The sequence below is a fragment of the Enterococcus sp. BWR-S5 genome, from assembly GCF_016745255.1.
Classification (GTDB): domain Bacteria; phylum Bacillota; class Bacilli; order Lactobacillales; family Enterococcaceae; genus Enterococcus_L.
In genome coordinates this window covers 1-18,981 of sequence record NZ_JADOEQ010000009.1, presented here as the reverse complement: position 1 = coordinate 18,981, position 18,981 = coordinate 1, and the positions used below count along the sequence as shown (strand labels likewise).

The window sequence follows — 18,981 nt, the reverse complement described above, 5'->3', positions numbered from 1 at the left end:
AGTGGCTTTTTGCTTCTGGTACTCGTAAAAGCCTATAGGAAAAGCAACCTAGACACTCATACCTACTAACTTATCATGGGGCGCAAAACTGCACCATAGAACGGTCTAACAGCAAACGAACAAAATTGAAAGGTGAATAAAGCTAACGCGTTTGATGATTGTACAGCGCTTGATAGGATGTTTCAGTACGTGTTGTTTAAATCAGAGAAGAAAGCGACTTTTTCTTATATATCTACTTATCTGGCAACCATTTTTCTCTGGGAAACGCAAAAAGAAAGCGTTGACATTTTCGGACCTATCTTCTACAATGAAATGGAATAGAACAGAATATTTTCCAATTGGATAGTGATTGTTTACAAGCAAGCTAAACCTGTGTGGATCAAAAAACATGCCTTCCGGCGTGCTCCTTTTTGATTCATTCAGGTCTTTTTTTATGGCTGGATAGGATTGTTCCTAAAGGTGTCGGCTGCTTGGGTATTGGTTGTACTTACTGGAGGAATGCACCAACAGAAGGGGATCGGAAAGGAGGACTATTTCTGGTATGTTTTCTTTCAGGTTTATTAAATAGGATTTGAAAACGAAAAAGAGCGGAGGAATATTGTGAAAAAAGCAGGGAAATTCATTACTTTATTATCGTTGGGCGTACTACTGACAGCCTGTAATCAGGAAGAGAAATTGAAGGATGCTTCTCCGGAAAAATATACGACAGAAGAAAAAACGGAAGGAAACGTGACGTATATCCAGGTTGAAAATCCGAATGGCGGAGCTGTTTTAGGCTATTTAAAAGATGGTGGTGTCAGCCTGTTAGAGGTGGAGGAAGACAACTACACGTACGCTTTCAAGGATATGAATGGTAATGGCAAGCTGGATGACTGGGAGGATTGGCGTAAGGATATAGACACGCGCGCGAAATCTCTGGCTCAAGAGTTGACAAAAGAAGAGATTGCCGGACTCATGCTGTTCAGCAGCCACGAAAGAGAACCGGAAAAAGGACTGACAGACGATCAGAAGGCCTATTTGAAGGACGATAATCTGCGAAATGTTTTGAATGCCGGAGGGAATGATGTAGAAGCTGCGGTGAACTGGAACAATGAGATGCAGGCCTATGTAGAGGAATTGAGTACAGGGGAAGGCAAGAAATTTATTCCTGTCAACTTTAGTTCAGATCCTCGAAGTACTGCCGGCTCAGATGCGGCATATAATGCAGAAGGGGAGGATATCTCTCGCTGGCCATCGAATTTAGGTTTGGCAGCAACCTTTGACACCGATACTATGCTGAAGTTTGCCAAGGCAGCATCGGAAGAATACCGAGCAATGGGGATTGCTACAGCCTTAGGTCCGCAAATTGAGTTAGCTACTGATCCGCGTTGGCTGCGAGCAGATGGAACTTTTGGGGAAGATACCGCATTAGCGACAGATATGGCAAAAGCTTATGTAGATGGTTCGCAGTCTTCTTATGATGCGGATGGCAAGGATATTGGCTGGGGAGCAGACTCAATCAATGCGATGGTGAAGCATTTTCCGGGAGACGGTATGGGCGAGGGTGGTCGTGAATCACATATGAACAGCGGAAAATATGCGGTGTACCCTGGTGATAATTTTGAAGAGCATTTGAAACCATTTATTGATGGGGCACTGAATTTGGATGGTGAAACGAAAGAAGCAGCATCTGTGATGAGCTCTTACTCAGTGGCTATTGATAAGGATGGCAATCCGCTGTTTGGTGTAAATAAGGGCTCTGCCTATGATAAGGATAAAATTGATATTCTGCGTAAGGACAACGGGTACGAAGGAATCATTTGTACCGACTGGACGGTAACCTCAGCTATTGATGATCCCGATAATGTACTGGGGATTGGAACGGCTTGGGGCGTAGAGGATGAAACCGTGGCGCAGCGTCATTATGAAGTGCTGTTGACGGGCGTGGATATGTTTGGCGGGAATAATGCCATCCAGCCGGTTCTCGATGCCTATGACATCTGGGATGAGGCCTACGAAAAAGGCGATGTAGATGTTTCTGCTGAGGAACGTTTCCAACAATCAGGCGCTCGTTTAGTGAAAATGATGATGCTTCCGGGAATCTTTGAAAATCCATATCTGTCACTTGAAGATTCTACTGAAATCGTCGGCAGTAAAGAGAAAAATGAAGACGGCTACCAAGCGCAGCTGGATTCAATTGTGATGCTGAAAAACAGTGAAGAGACAATCAAAGAAGCCGACGTTGAGAAGGATTATAAAGACAAAGTTGTTTATATTCCAAGCTCTATTCATCATGAGTTTAAGACAGTATTTGCGGACGCAAAAGATACGGCTGATCCAACCATGAGTGTGGACATTGCAGAAGGCTACTTTAAAGAAGTTTTGACAGATACGCCGATTGAGAAGGATGGAAAAGTGACTGGTTTTGAAGCACCGGATTTGAAAGATGTAGATATGATTGTCGTAGGTATGGGTAGTCCTGACAATGGTAGTCCATTCAGCAGCGCCGGTTTGAAGGATGATACCTTCTATCCGCTTAGCCTGCAATATGGAACGTATAAAGCAGATGGTGATAATGTCAGAAAAACATCAATTAGTGGAGATATTCTGGCAGACGGCAAGAAAGAAAACCGCAGCTACTACGGAGAAACGGCAATCATCAGTAACAGCTATGATTTGGAAGCCTTCAAAAATGCGAAAAAACAAAGTGAAGCCATCGAGAAAGAAACAGGAAAGAAAGTACCGGTGGTTGTTGTCTTGAAAGCCAAGAATCCGGTTGTTGTCAGTGAGTTTGAAAAGGATGCAGATGCCATCGTTACAGGATTCTCTGTCAGTGATCAGGCGTACTTTGATATCCTTTTAGGCAAACAAGAGCCAAAAGGCTTGTTGCCAATGCAGTTCCCGGCAGATATGGCAACGGTAGAGAAGCAGCAGGAAGATGTAGCTCACGACATGGAATCGTATAAAGATTCCGAAGGAAATACCTATGATTTCGGTTATGGTCTGAACTACGAAGGACAAATTTCAGATGAGCGTACGGAAAAATATGTAAAATAATTAGTTGATAAAAGCAACGATTGATTCTTTGGTTAGAGAAAACCTTGTACAATTTTTATTCTCCTACTTTGAATTAGAGTGGGAGAAATGACAGATTAAGTCACAATTTTCAGTTTAGTATTTAATCGTCTAATCTGTAGTTGATTCGTTTAAAGCAGCAATCAATGCCATGTTCGAAGGCGTCGATTGCTGCTTTTTTCTATACCTCCAATTCCCGCTCAAGGTAATCAGATGCCGTCCCTCCAACATAAATACCGTGGATAAGACCTTTTTTCTGAGACAGCTTGGCAATAATTTCTGAAGGTGCCCCCCTTGAGTAGCCTTGTTCAAAAATGAAGACCTCTTCATTCATCTCTTCTTCTTTCCTCAGATAGTGCGCCAGATAGCAAGCCAACGCCGCATTTGATGTTCCGGTAGCACTTTCCTCAGGAATATCGAATAGTGGTGCAAAATTTCGACATTGAGCTGTCGCCTGCGGCTGAGATGTTTCTAATGAAAAGACGTGATAGCCAGTTACGTGATGTTTTTTACTAAGCTGTGTAATTTGTTCAAAATCCGGTGTTACTTGCGACAATGTTTCCAGACTTTTGACTGGAATAAGAATATCCTTCAAGCCTGTTGAGACGATTTGGATTGGCAGTTCTTCGTGGAGGTCATCTATAGCAAGGTTTAAGGAAGCCGCAATTTTCTCAGCAGGCAGGATATCCAGATAGTGTGGCGATGTCTGTTGTAGAAAAATTTGTTGATTTTCAGTAATTTCTATAGATAAAATCCCGGCCTTCGTCTCTATTGTATACCAACCGATGGCTGCTTCTTCTAATTGAAGTAAGGCGGAAAATAATGCCACAGTAGCGTGTCCGCAAATCGGCACTTCTTCAACAGGAGTAAAATAGCGTATCTGCCAGTCTGCTTTATCAGAAGGGAGTAAAAAAGCTGTTTCTGAAAATCCTAATATTTTTGCGGCAGCTTGCATGTGATTTTCTGAAAGCTGTTCAGTATCTAAGACCACTCCCGCAGGATTCCCTCCACCATAGTCTTTAGTAAAGGCATTTAACACATAGCTTTTTATTTTCAATGTCCTATCTCCTTTTCGTTCAATTTTCCGTATTGCTCATCCAACTGTTGGTGCAAGACAGCCTTTTCTTCCTCAGAGATGAACGCACCGTCTACAGCATAATGATTCAGCTGTGCCATTTCCTCATAGGTTAATTGATACCAGTCAGACAGCTTCATATATTCCTCCACTAGATTAGTAGCGGAAACCGTTCGATTATCTGTGTTGATACATACCTTAATGTTTTCGTCTAAAAATCGACGGAAAGGGTAATCGGCTAATGAATCGACGGTTTTCGTTTGGAAATTACTAGTAGGACACATTTCCAATAGCACATTCTTTTCACGCATCAGCTCAAAATATTCAGGTGTATCCTTCAAAGCGATGCCGTGACCAATCCGTGTTGCGCCCATAGTCACAGAATCCGCGACGTTCTTCCCGCAGCCGCATTCTCCAGCATGTAGAGTCAACGGGATGTCTAACTGATTCGCCAAGGCCAGCGTTTCCTGAAAATCCTTTGGTGGATAGGCGGCTTCGTCTCCAGCTAAATCAAAGGCAACAATGCCCTTTTTCTGAAAATCTTTTGCAAGCTGAACAACCTCTTCGATTTTTTCACGTTCATCGTGGCGCATCCCGCAAAGCAAGGCATTACTCTTTACACCATACTGTACTTCACCGGCGTTCAAGCCTTTGAGAACGGCGGTGACTACTTGAACCAATGTCAGGCCATCCTCCAAATGTTGCGTTGGTGCAAACCGCAATTCTATGTAAGAGATGCCATCTCGAGCGGCCTGCTCAATCACATCCAAAGCAGCCATTTCTAATGCTTCTTCTGTCTGAAGATAGGATAAAATAACGTCAAAGCAGGTTAAATAGTCTTTTAAATTTTGGCAGTTTTCCGGAGCTGTAACCAATTTTCGTAATTGTTCGGTATCTTCTGAAAGACCGAGTTTTGTCTTCTTGGAAATTTTCAGTAAAGTTTCAACACTTACAGACCCGTCTAAATGGCAATGCAACTCGATTTTCGGCAATTTGGATACAATTTCTCTCTTCACTATTTCGACCTTCCTTTTCATTATAAAATTTTCATTTATCTGTTTTTTTCCGAACATTTCTGCTATCATGTGATTGTTCAATAAGAATTTCGAAAAAAAGTATTTCGAAGAATGTACCATGTCATACACATCATGTCAATGGGAGAGGGGGACAGGGATGAAGCTGACGATTAGAGAGATAGCCAATATGGCTGGTGTCTCGGTAACAACGGTTTCTCAGATCCTCAACAATAAAGGCAGCCGCTTCAGTGAGGCAACAAAGAAAAAGGTACTGGAAATCGTTGAAGAGCATCAATACAAACCGGATTTTTTTGCTTCAAATATTATTACGAGGCATTCAAAAACGATTGGAATGATAGTTCCCGATGTTACAGATTTTTTCTTTTCGAAAGTGGTTGAGGGTGTGGAAACCTATCTGAACTCGCTGGGCTATATGATTCTATTATGTAACTCGAAGCATAGTGAAGAAAAAGAAACCAAGTATGTGACTGAGCTGCTTCATCGATCGGTGGATGGGATTATATTGGCGACGCCCAATGTCCTGCCGCAGGAGCATGTATTGAAACGACAGCGCCAATCTGATTTTCCGGTGGTATTGATTGATAGAGGGATTAACACCAGAGCAGAGGGGCAGCTGCTGGTAGAGGAGTTTGAAGGTGCTTCACAGGCAGTAGAATATTTGATTGCCAACGGTCATCGGCACATCGGTATGCTGAAGGAAACCCATGGCTATTACCAATTAACTGAACGTCTTGCAGCTTACAGAGCGGTGCTGAAAAAACATCAACTGCCTGTAAACGAGGACTATATTCAAAGTGGTGAGTTGACTTTGAAGGGCGGCTATCGCGCAGCGAAGGAAGTATTGAAAAACAAAGAAGTCACGGCGATTTTTTGTGGGAATGACGAGATGGCAATCGGGGCTTACCAAGCAATTTATGAAAAAAATTTACGCATTCCGGAAGACATTTCTGTTATCGGTTTTGATGGTCTGGAGATTTCTGAATATTTGGCACCAAGCCTGACAACCGTGTATCAACCGGCCTTTGACATTGGCTATTATGCGGCGAAGTTTTTAGTGGAAGCCATTCATGGAGATGTGAAAAAAATTCCTAATAAAACTTTTGAAACAACGTTCGTCGAACGGAACAGCACAAGAATGATTGACATTTAAGGAAAAAAATAGTAATGTTCGTTTTATAAGCGCTTTCTTTTTCTTGGAGAAGGGTTAGTAAACTGGTTTACCAAATGTTTTAAGACGACCTTTTTTAGTGTATAATACAACATTGGGAATTCGGAGGAAATTGGAATGAGAATGGTAGATTTGATTGAGAAAAAACGTGACGGCGGCAGCCTGAGCAAAGCAGAAATCCAGTTCATCATTGATGGATATACAAAGGGCGATATTCCTGATTATCAGCTTAGTGCTTTTTTGATGACTGTTTTTTATCAGGATATGACGGATGAAGAGATTACGGACATGACTCTGGCGATGGCTGAATCAGGTGAAATGATTGATCTTTCCGGAATTCAGGGAATCAAAGTCGACAAGCATTCTACTGGCGGTGTCGGTGATACAACAACTTTAATTTTAGCTCCCCTAGTAGCCAGTGTTGGTGTCAGCGTGGCGAAAATGTCAGGCAGAGGCTTAGGCTATACAGGAGGCACGATTGATAAGCTGGAGGCTATTCCGGGATTTCAGGTAGAGCTGCCGGATGAGCGATTTATCCAACTTGTAAATGAAAGTCATGTCGCTGTGATTGGACAATCCGGTGATTTAGCACCAGCCGATAAAAAATTATATGCGTTGAGAGATGTAACGGCAACAGTGAATTCAATTCCGTTGATTGCCAGCTCAATTATGAGTAAGAAAATTGCTGCCGGTGCAGATGCCATTGTTTTGGATGTAACCACAGGCGAAGGCGCCTTCATGAAAAATATTGAAAAAGCTCGACGCTTGGCTGAAACCATGGTGCGAATCGGGAAGTTGGCAAATAGAAACACGATGGCTGTAATTTCAGATATGTCACAGCCGTTAGGTGAAGCAATCGGTAACAGCTTGGAGATTGTAGAGGCAATCGAAACCCTGCAAGGTAAGGGACCTGAGGATCTAGTTGAAATGTGCTATGCACTTGGCAGTCAGATGGTTGTTCTGGCTGAGAAGGCAGCAACGTTGGAAGAAGCTCGCGCTATGCTTGAAGAAGCACTGGCATCAGGAAAAGCTTTGGAGAAATTCAGAGAAATGATTCGTAACCAAGGCGGTGACGATACAATTGTTGATGATCCTGCTCGTTTGTTGACTGCAAAGTATCAAATTGAGCTTCCTGCGAAGAGCACAGGGATTGTACAAAAAATTGTTGCCAATGAGATTGGGATTGCTGCCATGCTTTTAGGCGCCGGTCGTGCAACAAAAGAGGATGCCATCAATTATGCAGTGGGTATCAAGCTTCATAAGAAGGTTGGTATGCCTGTTGAAGAGGGAGAATCCTTACTGACAATCTACGCGGATTCAAATGAGATTAACGAAGTAAAAGAATTGATTTATAAAAATATTGAAATCGGTGATTCAGGCGAGGAACCTGTTCTAATTCATGATATAATTACCTTATAATGTAAAGAGGTATAAATCGTCGTCTGAAGCTTGGTTATAGGTAGTTTTTTAACAGATTTAGACAAATAAAATGGAAAAACGGACAAAGAGGAAGTTTGTTCTTTCTTCTGATGCTCTTTTTGCTGGTTGCACGAAAGGTGTGCACGGTGAATTGGGTGGAGGAAGACCTCGAATGAGTTTCTTCAATCGACAGGAAAGGATGTTAAACGTGGAATTAAACCGAATGATCGACCACACAATACTAAAAGCAAATGCATCTGAGGAAGATGTGTTGAAAATTATCGAGGAAGCAAAAAAATATGAGTTTTTCTCTGTTTGCGTGAATCCTTATTGGGTAGCTTTGGCACATGAAAAATTGGCAGGTACAAAGGTTTCAACTTGTACTGTAATCGGCTTTCCTTTAGGAGCAAACACTTCTGAAGTTAAAGCATACGAAACAAAAGACGCCATTGCCAACGGCGCAGATGAAGTAGATATGGTATTAAATGTCGGTGCGATGAAATCGAAGCAATACAAAAAAGTATTGAAAGACATTCAAGCAGTGGTTCAAGCGGCTGACGGAAAAGCGTTAGTAAAAGTTATTATCGAAACAGCCTTGCTGACAGATGAAGAAAAAATCAAAGCGTGTGAAATGGCTAAAGAAGCCGGCGCAGATTTTGTTAAGACATCTACTGGATTCTCTACTGGAGGAGCAACAGTTGAAGATGTTAAATTAATGAGAAGTACTGTTGGTCCTGATATGGGTGTGAAAGCATCCGGCGGTATCCACAACAAAGAAGAAGCACAGGCAATGGTTGATGCCGGAGCAACAAGAATCGGTACCAGCGCAGGTGTGGCTATTATGGACGGCGAAACAGGAACTGGGTACTAATAGATAGCATCTGTTAAAGACATGACGTCTTTGATTTTTGTACTAACAGCTTTAACAGTATTTATAATAGAATAAACAATAGAAGAGTGGGAAGAAAATGACTGCAAAAACAGAGTGGGTCGATGTTGCAAGAGAGGCCTTAAACAAGGCATATGTGCCGTACTCAGAATTTCCTGTTGGCGCCTGTCTTGTCGCGGAAGATGGACAGATGTATCAGGGAATTAATATCGAAAATGCTTCCTATGGATTGACAAACTGTGCAGAGCGGACGGCCATATTTAAGGCTGTTTCTGAAGGGCAGCGTAATTTTCAACACCTAGTTGTTGCAGGTCACACACCACGCCCAATTTCTCCTTGTGGTGCATGTCGTCAGGTCATTGCAGAATTTTGTGAACCGGATATGCCTGTGACGCTTGTCGGTGATGATGGGGTAACGCTGGAGACAACCGTTGCCAAGCTGTTACCATATGCTTTCTCAGAGGATGATATGTAGGCGCGTTTTCATTATGGTAGAAGGAATCGGCTGACAAGGAGATGCATTGCCAGTTCTACTCGTGTAGGAACTACTAGTAGAATGGTATGCGAAGCGAGAATGAGAGTAACTGATTCACTTAAAGAAGCAGTTACACCAGCAACAGGAGCTAGCCAATTGGGTGCCAGTTTTTTATATCGTGCATGAGCTGAACAAGCTCGTTCAGCTTTTCAATGTCTAGCTTCACGAGTCAGCATGCTCAACAATAAGTGAAAATGAATCCCTGATGAAGAGCATCATGTATTCATTTTACTCTTATTGCTAGCAAGCTAAACGACTCGTTCAGCTTTTCAATATTTCATTTGTTTCATTCAGTCATCTGGCTGTTGAAAATATAAAACTATTTTATTTAGGGGGCTTTACAGAAATGAAAAAAGCGAAATTATTTGGTTTAGGCGTAGTTGCAGCTGGACTGACAGTTGCTCTGGCAGCGTGTGGCGGAGGCAACAGCGATACTACTGATTCAACAGGCGGAGGTTCAAGCTCCGGAGATGCAGCACACAGTGCAGTAATCGTAACAGATATCGGCGGTGTAGACGACAAGTCATTTAACCAATCAGCATGGGAAGGCCTTCAAGAATGGGGCAAAGAACATGACCTGCCAAAAGGTGCCGACGGATATGACTACATCCAGTCAAATGATGCTTCTGAGTACGTAACAAACATCGATACAGCCGTTTCAAACGGATTCAAAACTGTCTTCGGTATTGGTTACTTGCTAGCGGATTCTATCAGTGCAGCAGCAGATCAAAACCCAGATACTCAATTTGTAATTATTGATAGTGTAATCGAAGACAAGGACAATGTTGTTTCAGCAACGTTTAAAGACAACGAAGCTTCTTACCTTGCTGGTGTAGCAGCAGCGAACACTACGAAAACTGACAAAGTTGGTTTTATCGGTGGTGAAGAAGGTGTCGTAATCGACCGTTTTGAAGCTGGTTTCCGCCAAGGTGTGGCAGATGCAGCAGAAGAATTAGGTAAAACAATCACAGTTGATGTGAAATATGCAGCATCATTCGGAGACCCTGCAAAAGGTAAATCTCTTGCTGCAGCAATGTATCAAGGCGGAGTAGACATCATCTTCCACGCTTCAGGCGGTACAGGTGCTGGTGTCTTCCAAGAAGCAAAAGATTTGAACGAATCTGGTGACCAAGACAAAGTTTGGGTTATCGGTGTAGACAGAGACCAAGACGAAGATGGCGCTTATACAACTAAAGATGGTAAAGAAGACAATCTTACTTTGACTTCTACACTTAAAGGTGTGGGTGCAGCTGTAAAAGATATCTCTGATTTGGCTCTTGAAGACAAATTCCCTGGTGGCGAACATAAAGTATACGGCTTGAAAGATGGCGGTGTTGATTTGACTGCTGGTTACCTTTCAGACGATGCTCAAAAAGCGGTTGATACTGCGAAAGAAAAAGTAATCGCAGAAGAAATCGAAGTACCTGAAACACCGGAAGATGTAAAAGACTAATCAATTGTTGAACGAAGAAATAAGGTCGTGACAGCATTGCTGTCATCGTTCCTTATCTGGTTACAGCAGGTAGGCTGGGGCTTTCGAGCTCCAGCGGCACCTGACTGTACCTTAAGCGTTCCGGTTTCTAAGAAAGCAGAGTAGATAAACCAGTTTACTAGACATGTCTGGAAAGCATTTATCGTTACGGTTTTCAGACGTGGCTTAATGCTAGTCTGTTTTCTTAAAAGTCAAACAATCGAAACTGTCTTTTCAAAGCAGGACCATTTTAAAACCGTTAGAGAAATAATGGATTTGGAGTAAGCACTTATTTTTATGATTTATTCTGGACATTGCTCGGGAGCTGGGTAAGCTCGTTCAGCTTTTCTATCTGTTCAGCTTTTCCTTAATACTCCAATTTTTTTCTTGAACGTTTTTTGATGTGTCTGTAATTGAATGACAGAAGAAGAGGGAGACGTCCCTGTGACTTTTTCTAACTGTGTAGCTTCATGTCATTACTATCTTCTGGAAAGTATTGGAAAAACAGCTGTTACAGATGTTTTATGTCAGGCAAAGGTTTGGAAATGGTACTTGTCGCAAGTGAAAATAATGTTAGGATGTGAAAAAAACGTGGCTCAAGAAAAATATGTGATTGAGATGCGCAATATTACGAAACAATTCGGCACGTTCAAGGCGAATGATAACATCAACCTGAAAGTGAAGCCGGGAGAAATTCATGCACTTTTAGGTGAAAATGGTGCCGGAAAATCAACACTGATGAATGTGTTGTCCGGACTTTTGGAGCCAACCTCAGGAGAAATCTACATAGACGGAAATAAAGTGGATATCAATGGACCAACTGCTGCGAACCGCTTGGGTATTGGGATGGTCCATCAGCATTTCATGTTAGTGGACGCATTCACCGTAACAGAGAATATCATCTTAGGGAATGAGCCTTCTAAAGGCGGCGTCTTGGACCGTAAAAAAGCGATAGAGGAAATTCAGGAAGTATCTAAGCGCTACGGAATGGATGTAAACCCGCAAGCTTATATTCGAGATGTTTCTGTCGGCATGCAGCAAAGAGTGGAAATTTTAAAAACTCTTTACCGCGGCGCAAATATTCTGATTTTTGATGAGCCAACAGCGGTGTTGACACCTCAGGAAATCGATGAGCTGATTATCATCATGCAAGGGCTTGTTAAAGAAGGGAAATCGATTATTTTAATCACCCACAAGCTAGATGAAATCAAAAAAGTAGCAGACCGATGTACAGTTATTCGTCGTGGACAAAGTATTGGAACAGTGGACATCAAGGATGTTTCCTCTCAACAATTGGCAGACATGATGGTTGGGCGTTCTGTATCCTTCAAAACTGAGAAGACACCGGCGAAGCCAACAGAAACGGTGTTGTCTATCAAAGACCTTGTTGTAAAAGAGAGTCGTGGTTTAGAAGCAGTCAAAGGGCTGAGCCTGGATGTTCGAGCAGGTGAAGTTGTGGGGATTGCAGGGATTGATGGTAATGGTCAGTCTGAATTGATTCAAGCGTTGACTGGATTACGAAAAGTTGAAAGCGGATCGATTGAGTTGAACGGTAAATCAATCGTGAATCAAAAGCCGCGTCAAATCACAGAAGCTGGTGTTGGGCATGTACCTGAAGACCGTCATAAATACGGATTGGTCTTAGAAATGACACTAGCCGAAAATATTGCTTTGCAAACATATTATAAAGAGCCATTGAGTAAAACAGGCGTGTTAAATTACAACAAGATTAATGAATATGCACGCAAGCTGATTGAAGAATACGATGTGCGAACAACGAATGAGCTTGTTCCCGCAAAAGCATTATCCGGAGGGAATCAGCAAAAGGCAATCATTGCCAGAGAGATTGATCGTAACCCGGATCTGTTGATTGTTTCGCAGCCGACACGTGGCTTGGACGTTGGTGCAATTGAGTACATTCATAAACGTCTGATTGAACAAAGAAATCAAAACAAGGCGGTACTGGTTGTCAGTTTTGAATTGGATGAAATCATGAATGTATCAGATAGAATCGCCGTTGTACATGCAGGTAAAATTGTTGGTATCGTTGATCCAAAAGAAACGAGTGAAAATGAACTGGGCTTGCTGATGGCAGGTTATTCATTGGAAGAAGCCCGCAAAGAGTTAAACAGTGTGAAGGCAGGTGAGTCTGTTGAATAACAAGTCGGAAAAATTAAGAAATATCATGGTGCCGGTACTTTCGGTTTTGATGGGATTTATTCTGGGAGCAATCATCATGTTGATTTTCGGGTATTCTCCTATTAAGGGCTACTCTGCCATGTTTACAACAGTATTTGGTCAGGGACCTAAGAATATCGGAGAAATTTTTGTAACAGCCGGACCATTGATTTTTACAGCGTTAGGCTTTTCTGTAGCGAATTCAGCCGGATTTTTCAATATCGGGCTTTCAGGCCAGGCACTTTGCGGCTGGGTAGCGAGTATTTGGGTGGCTCTTTCCATGCCGGATACTTCTCGTTTTATCGTTTTACCATTAGCAGTAATCGCCGGAGCATTAGCCGGAGCCGTTGCTGCAGCAATCCCCGGTTTTTTGCGGGCATACTTCGGTACCAGTGAAGTAATTGTAACGATTATGATGAACTATATCCTGCTTTATGCAAGTACACATATCGTGAATAATGTGATGTCACCGGATGTTATGAGCAACAAAGGGGTAACCAAAATGGTTGGTGCCAATGGAACACTAAGAAGTGAGTTTTTAACACAGCTGACAAATGGTTCACGGATGAACCTTGGGATTTTCTTAGCACTGATTTTCTTGGTGCTTGTCTGGTTCATGATGAAAAAGACAACTGTCGGATATGAAATTCGTTCAGTTGGTTTGAATCCTTTCGCTTCTGAATATGCCGGAATGAGTAGTAAACGTACCATCATTTTGTCTATGATTATTTCAGGAACTCTTGCCGGTTTAGGCGGTGTGGTTCAAGGGTTAGGAACATTCCAAAACTTCTTTGTTCAAGGTTCTTCATTGAGTATCGGGTTCGACGGAATGGCCGTTTCCCTTCTAGGAGCAGGCAGCTCGGCTGGGATTCTTCTGGCGGCTGTATTGTTTAGTGTTCTTAAGCTTGGTGGACAAGGGATGCCGCTTCGAGCAGGTGTGCCTACCGAATTAGTAGATGTTGTTATCGCATCAATCATTTTCTTCGTCGGAATCAGCTATTTGATTCGTTTCTTAATGGCAAAGACTTCCGGCAGTAAAAAAGAAGTTGCGGTAGTTCAGGAAATAGAAGCGTCGGGCAATGACAAGAGTCAAGAAGGAGGGAAAATCTAATGGATGCAGCATTAGTGTCAACGATTCAAACGATTATCAATCAAACATTATTTTATTCCACTCCTTTGATTTTAACGGCATTGGGCGGAACGTTTTCAGAACGAAGCGGTATTGTTAACGTAGGTCTGGAAGGAATTATGGTTATGGGCGCGTTCAGTTCAATCGTCTTTAACCTGACTTTTGGCGCAACATTGGGCAGCTGGACACCGTGGATTGCATTGATTGTCGGTGGTATTGTCGGAATGATTTTCTCTCTGCTGCATGCAGTTGCGACAGTCAATTTGCGAGCAGACCACATTATTAGTGGTACAGTAATCAACCTAATGGCACCGGCATTAGCAATCTTTCTGGTAAAAGTTATGTATGGCAAGGGCCAAACAGATAGCATTGAAAAATCTTTTGGTTACTTCTCTTTCCCAGTATTAAGAGATATTCCAATTATTGGTGATTTGTTCTTTAAACGGACGTTCCTACCAGCTTATTTTGCAGTAGCAATTGCAATTATTGCCTGGTTTGTGATTTTCAAAACTCGCTTTGGTTTGCGTCTGCGTTCTGTCGGTGAAAATCCTCAGGCAGCAGATACACTGGGAATTAATGTATACTTGATGCGTTACTCCGGTGTGATGTTATCTGGTTTCCTTGGCGGGATGGGTGGAGCAGTCTTTGCTCAATCTATTGCCGGTCGTTTCGCAGCAACAACGATTGCGGGACAAGGGTTTATCGCCATGGCTGCAATGATCTTTGGTAAATGGAATCCGCTTGGAGCAATGGGCGCAGCCTTGTTCTTCGGTTTTGCTCAGAACTTGAGTATTGCCGGCTCAAGCATCCCGCTAATCTCTAAAATACCGGATGTTTACTTACAGTCAGCACCATACGTACTGACAATTGTTGTACTGGTACTTTTCTTAGGAAAAGCCTCCGGACCAAAAGCAAATGGTCAAAACTATATCAAGTCTAAATAAAAGATTGTAAGCAAAGGGCGGGACTATGGGAACATTTCTTTAGTCTTGCCTTTTTTTGCGGAAATGAGTAGAGTGAAACCAAGAGGTTGTTTCTAATGTGTTCAGCTTCAAGAATTAAGGAGAGATTCTTGAAAATTGCTCTGTAGATTTTCAGAGAATGTTGACTTAATTCCGAAGAAGCTACATTAGAAACACCGTTTAAACCAAGAGGCTATCGTCATTGCGGTAAGCTCTCGAAATGCCAGTTCGACTTACCTAAATTAAAGCTAGTCGAATGGTATGCGAACGAAAAAAACTAATTTTCTGAAAGGAAAATTAGTTACTAAAAAGATGAGTAGCTAATAAGAAAGTATTCTGGGAAATCGTTCTGCAGATTTCATCAGAATACAGGCTTATTTCTGAGAGAGTTGCGATGAAAGATACCGTTTATCAAGAGGTTATCGTCATTGCGGTAAGCTCTCGACATGTCAGTTCGACTTATTCAGCTTTAGTTAGTCGTCTCGGTCACACAACTTTTTCTCATTTTCACATAAAGCAATCAAAGATTTATTGAAAAAAACAGTTTAACTGTTTTTCATCGAGAGCGGACATTGCTTTTATCTTTAAGCCATAGTTTCTGAAGTAACCGCAAACCACTCTCGTATAAAGCACTGAACAAAACTTGAAGAAAGAAGGATGGTTATGTTTAAACGTGTACATTTAGTAGTAATGGATTCTGTTGGTATTGGTGAAGCACCGGATGCTGATAAATTTGGCGATGTGGGTAGTGATACATTAGGACATATTGCAAAAGAAGCTGGCTTGACGATTCCTCACTTGGAAAACTTAGGGCTGGGAACAATTGCCCCCCTTCACAACGTAGAAGCAAAAGCAGACCATTTAGGTTATGCGACAAAGCTGGAAGAAGTATCTGTTGGTAAAGATACAATGACTGGTCACTGGGAAATTATGGGTTTGAATATTCAAAAGCCTTTCCGTGTATTTCCTGATGGATTTCCAGAAGAACTGTTGAAACAAATCGAAGAATTTTCCGGAAGAAAAATTGTTTGTAATAAACCCTATAGTGGGACAGCTGTTATCGATGATTACGGCGAGCATCAAATGAAAACCGGAGATTTGATTGTTTACACCTCTGCCGATCCAGTGCTGCAAATTGCTGCACATGAAGAAATCATTCCTTTAGAAGAGCTATACCGTATTTGTCAGTATGTTCGTGACATTACGAAGGATGAACCTTATATGATTGGTCGTATCATTGCACGTCCATATCTTGGTGAGCCAGGCAACTTTACACGAACAAGCAACCGCCATGACTATGCACTGGACCCATTCGGGCACACGGTTCTTGATTCTCTAAAAGGGGGCGGTAAAGATGTGATTGCAGTAGGGAAAATCAATGATATCTTTAACGGTCAGGGAATCACTGAGGCTATCCGCACAAAGAGCAATATGGATGGTGTCGATCAGCTGTTGAACGTCATGAAAAAAGATTTTACCGGCTTGAGCTTCACTAATCTGGTTGACTTTGATGCACTGTTTGGTCATCGTCGGGATGTTGCAGGCTATGCTCGTGCCATTGAGGAATTCGATTTGCGGATGCCGGAATTGTTGGATGCGATGCAAGAAGACGATTTATTGATGATTACTGCAGACCACGGAAATGATCCGACCTTCCCAGGTACTGACCATACAAGAGAATATGTTCCATTACTGGTATACAGCAAGAGCATGAAGGGCCAAGGTAAATTGGCTCAAGGTCATTATGCAGATATCTCAGCTACGATTGCTGAAAATTTCAATGTAGCGAAAACTGAGAACGGCACAAGTTTTTTGAAAGACTTGAAATAGGAGGAAAACAATGACGAAGCTGAAAGAGCAATTACAGGAAACAACTGCATTTTTGAAAGAAAAAGGGATTGGAGACATTGACTTTGGCTTGATTCTAGGTTCAGGTTTAGGTGAACTGGCGGATGAAATCGAGAATCCGATTGCTGTGCCTTTCTCAGATGTACCTCATTTCTCTGTTTCAACGGTTGTCGGTCATGCGGGACAATTGGTTTATGGGACGCTTTCCGGTAAAAAGGTACTGGCAATGCAAGGACGTTTCCACTATTACGAAGGGCACTCTATGCAAGTTGTGACGTATCCGGTTCGCATGATGGCGGCTATGGGCATTCATTCAATTGTCGTGACGAATGCAGCTGGGGGTGTCAATGAAAGCTTTGAACCAGGGAACTTGATGCTGATTACAGATCATATCAACTTTACAGGGGACAACCCATTGATCGGCGAAAATGAAGACGAGATGGGCCCGCGTTTCCCAGATATGAGTCAGGCTTATACGAAAGACTATCAAGAAACTGCCAGAAAAGTGGCTCAGGCTCAAGGCATGTCATTACAAGAGGGTGTTTACATGGGCTTTTCCGGTCCAACATATGAAACACCTGCTGAAATCCATATGGCACGTACCATGGGAGCAGATGCTGTGGGCATGTCAACGGTGGCAGAGGTTATTGTAGCGGCACATAGTGGTCTGAAGGTGCTTGGTATCTCTTGTATTACAAACTTAGCTGCCGGTATGCAAAGCAGCTTGAATCATGAGGAAGTTGTTGAAACAACACAACGTGTGAAGGAGCAGTTTAAACAACTGATTAAGAGCACGTTGGAAGAGTTATAATTTCGTCTGAAAAATAAGAAAAAGGGGCAAAACAAATGAGTGTTCATATTGAAGCGAAACAAGGTGAAATTGCTGATAAAATTTTATTACCAGGTGATCCGTTGCGGGCAAAATATATTGCTGAGACATTTTTAGAAAATCCTGTTTGTTACAATCAGGTTCGTGGAATGCTAGGATACACTGGCACGTACAAAGGCGAACGAGTATCTGTTCAGGGAACAGGGATGGGAATGCCTTCTGCAACAATTTACGCCCATGAACTAATTAACTCTTATGATGTGAAAAAACTGATTCGTGTCGGAACCTGTGGCGCATTGTCAACAGATGTTCATGTACGTGACTTAATCATTGCACAAGGCGCAGCAACAAGCTCGTCCATGATTGCGAAGAACTTCCAACAGTTCCATTTTCCACCAATCGGGGACTTTGACTTGTTGCTGAAAGCATACAAGCTTTCAACAGAGAAGGGCTTTACGACTCACGTTGGGAATGTTCTTTCTGAGGATTCCTTCTATAAAGATGATACAACAGAAACAATGAAGCTGGCTGAGCTTGGTGTTTTAGGCGTGGAGATGGAAGCAGCAGCTCTGTACTACTTAGGTGCGAAATTCCACGTTCAGGCTTTGGCTATCTGCACAGTCAGTGACCATATTATCACGGGTGAAGAAACAACCGCTGAAGAAAGACAAACGACCTTTAATGAAATGATTGAGGTTGGTTTAGAAACGGCGATAGCGGAATAAAGTAAGACGGCTTAATAGAAGAGGTTGGGACAGAAGCGATTAGCTTCAAGCAATAAGCCGGAATTTACGAAAATTGTATTACAAATTTTTGCTAAATTTCGGTTTATTGTCGAAGAAGTTGCTTCTGATTCCACCGTTTATCCAGATTTTAAGAGACTGAGCTAAAACTCAACGAGTTTTGGCTCAGTCTCTTTGTCGTCATAAGCAGAAAAAATTGCTCTATTTACGCTTTATTTTTTGTTTGTTGAAACTCAGAATTTAAAAGGAGAAGTACATATATCTGTGTTATTTTTATTCAAATAGAACTATTTTTATTTTTTATTGTCTTGTTTTCTTTGTTTATTTTATCTAAAATAAAACAAAAGGAGGAGAAAAATATGAATGGGGTATCAGTTAAGTTAGGTGTGGCAGCTTCAGTCTCTCAGAAGATGAGTCAGGCAGCCAGCGCTTTAGCCGGTGTTGCAACAACTGGGAGTACAGCGAGCCGAACAACAGTTAGTGGTAATAACAATGCCCAACAAACGATCCAACGAATCACTCAGTCCGGGCAGCGAATTTCCAATGCATTAACCAGAGATGGGAACACTATTCATTCGGTGGCAAAGGAGTTTTCGGTTATCGATCAGAAAATCGGGCAAGGATTTGATGGGTTCAGTGATTTG

At 42.2% G+C, this 18,981-nt stretch carries 15 protein-coding genes; 13 read left to right on the top strand and 2 right to left on the bottom strand.

Translation table 11 applies throughout. The features are described 5' to 3' along the window. Window positions 1–600: 600 nt before the first annotated feature. On the top strand, window positions 601–3,036 hold the full coding sequence (locus IW510_RS11310; protein ID WP_202059675.1) for a glycoside hydrolase family 3 protein: 2,436 nt from the start codon (window positions 601–603) through the stop codon (window positions 3,034–3,036). Between the two features lie 199 nt (window positions 3,037–3,235). Here IW510_RS11310 and IW510_RS11305 read toward each other — a convergent pair whose 3' ends face one another. Next, on the bottom strand, window positions 3,236–4,111 hold the full coding sequence (locus IW510_RS11305) for a PhzF family phenazine biosynthesis protein (RefSeq protein WP_236674710.1): 876 nt from the start codon (window positions 4,109–4,111) through the stop codon (window positions 3,236–3,238). Next, a complete protein-coding gene (gene add / locus IW510_RS11300) occupies window positions 4,108–5,145 on the bottom strand; it encodes an adenosine deaminase (protein ID WP_330932651.1) in 1,038 nt (345 codons plus the stop codon). The genes IW510_RS11305 and add overlap by 4 nt, the downstream gene beginning before the upstream one ends. Window positions 5,146–5,302: 157 nt before the next feature. On the opposite strand from add, the gene IW510_RS11295 reads away from it, so the two are divergent. The 12 genes from IW510_RS11295 to IW510_RS11240 form a co-directional block, all read left to right on the top strand. After that, window positions 5,303–6,316: a LacI family DNA-binding transcriptional regulator gene (locus IW510_RS11295; RefSeq protein WP_202059671.1), complete on the top strand. Its 1,014-nt coding sequence runs from the start codon at window positions 5,303–5,305 to the stop codon at window positions 6,314–6,316. Window positions 6,317–6,451: 135 nt separating this feature from the next. After that, on the top strand, window positions 6,452–7,753 hold the full coding sequence (locus tag IW510_RS11290) for a pyrimidine-nucleoside phosphorylase (RefSeq protein ID WP_202059669.1): 1,302 nt from the start codon (window positions 6,452–6,454) through the stop codon (window positions 7,751–7,753). Between the two features lie 208 nt (window positions 7,754–7,961). Then, the gene (gene deoC / locus IW510_RS11285) at window positions 7,962–8,624 is read left to right on the top strand and encodes a deoxyribose-phosphate aldolase (RefSeq protein ID WP_086349867.1); all 663 of its coding nucleotides are present in this window, start codon (window positions 7,962–7,964) and stop codon (window positions 8,622–8,624) included. 97 nt (window positions 8,625–8,721) lie between these two features. After that, on the top strand, window positions 8,722–9,117 hold the full coding sequence (locus IW510_RS11280; RefSeq protein WP_202059667.1) for a cytidine deaminase: 396 nt from the start codon (window positions 8,722–8,724) through the stop codon (window positions 9,115–9,117). A 406-nt stretch (window positions 9,118–9,523) separates the two neighbouring features. Continuing rightward, window positions 9,524–10,630, top strand: coding sequence for a BMP family lipoprotein (locus IW510_RS11275; RefSeq protein WP_202059665.1), 1,107 nt, complete (start codon window positions 9,524–9,526; stop codon window positions 10,628–10,630). 609 nt (window positions 10,631–11,239) lie between these two features. Then, entirely contained in the window at window positions 11,240–12,808 is a 1,569-nt protein-coding gene (locus IW510_RS11270; RefSeq protein ID WP_202059663.1) for an ABC transporter ATP-binding protein, read from the top strand. Further along, window positions 12,801–13,937, top strand: coding sequence for an ABC transporter permease (locus IW510_RS11265; protein WP_236674709.1), 1,137 nt, complete (start codon window positions 12,801–12,803; stop codon window positions 13,935–13,937). Before IW510_RS11270 ends, IW510_RS11265 begins: the two co-directional genes overlap by 8 nt. Beyond that, a complete protein-coding gene (locus IW510_RS11260; RefSeq protein WP_202059659.1) occupies window positions 13,937–14,899 on the top strand; it encodes an ABC transporter permease in 963 nt (320 codons plus the stop codon). The genes IW510_RS11265 and IW510_RS11260 overlap by 1 nt, the downstream gene beginning before the upstream one ends. Before the next feature lie 681 nt (window positions 14,900–15,580). Next, the gene (gene deoB, locus IW510_RS11255; RefSeq protein WP_202059657.1) at window positions 15,581–16,747 is read left to right on the top strand and encodes a phosphopentomutase; all 1,167 of its coding nucleotides are present in this window, start codon (window positions 15,581–15,583) and stop codon (window positions 16,745–16,747) included. Window positions 16,748–16,757: 10 nt separating this feature from the next. Next, window positions 16,758–17,576, top strand: coding sequence for a purine-nucleoside phosphorylase (locus IW510_RS11250; RefSeq protein WP_202059655.1), 819 nt, complete (start codon window positions 16,758–16,760; stop codon window positions 17,574–17,576). 35 nt (window positions 17,577–17,611) lie between these two features. Next, window positions 17,612–18,319, top strand: a complete 708-nt coding sequence (deoD, locus tag IW510_RS11245) for a purine-nucleoside phosphorylase (RefSeq protein ID WP_202059653.1) — start codon at window positions 17,612–17,614, stop codon at window positions 18,317–18,319. A gap of 377 nt (window positions 18,320–18,696) precedes the next feature. Continuing rightward, on the top strand, window positions 18,697–18,981 hold a 285-nt coding region (locus IW510_RS11240; RefSeq protein WP_202059651.1), incomplete at its 3' end, for a TIGR04197 family type VII secretion effector.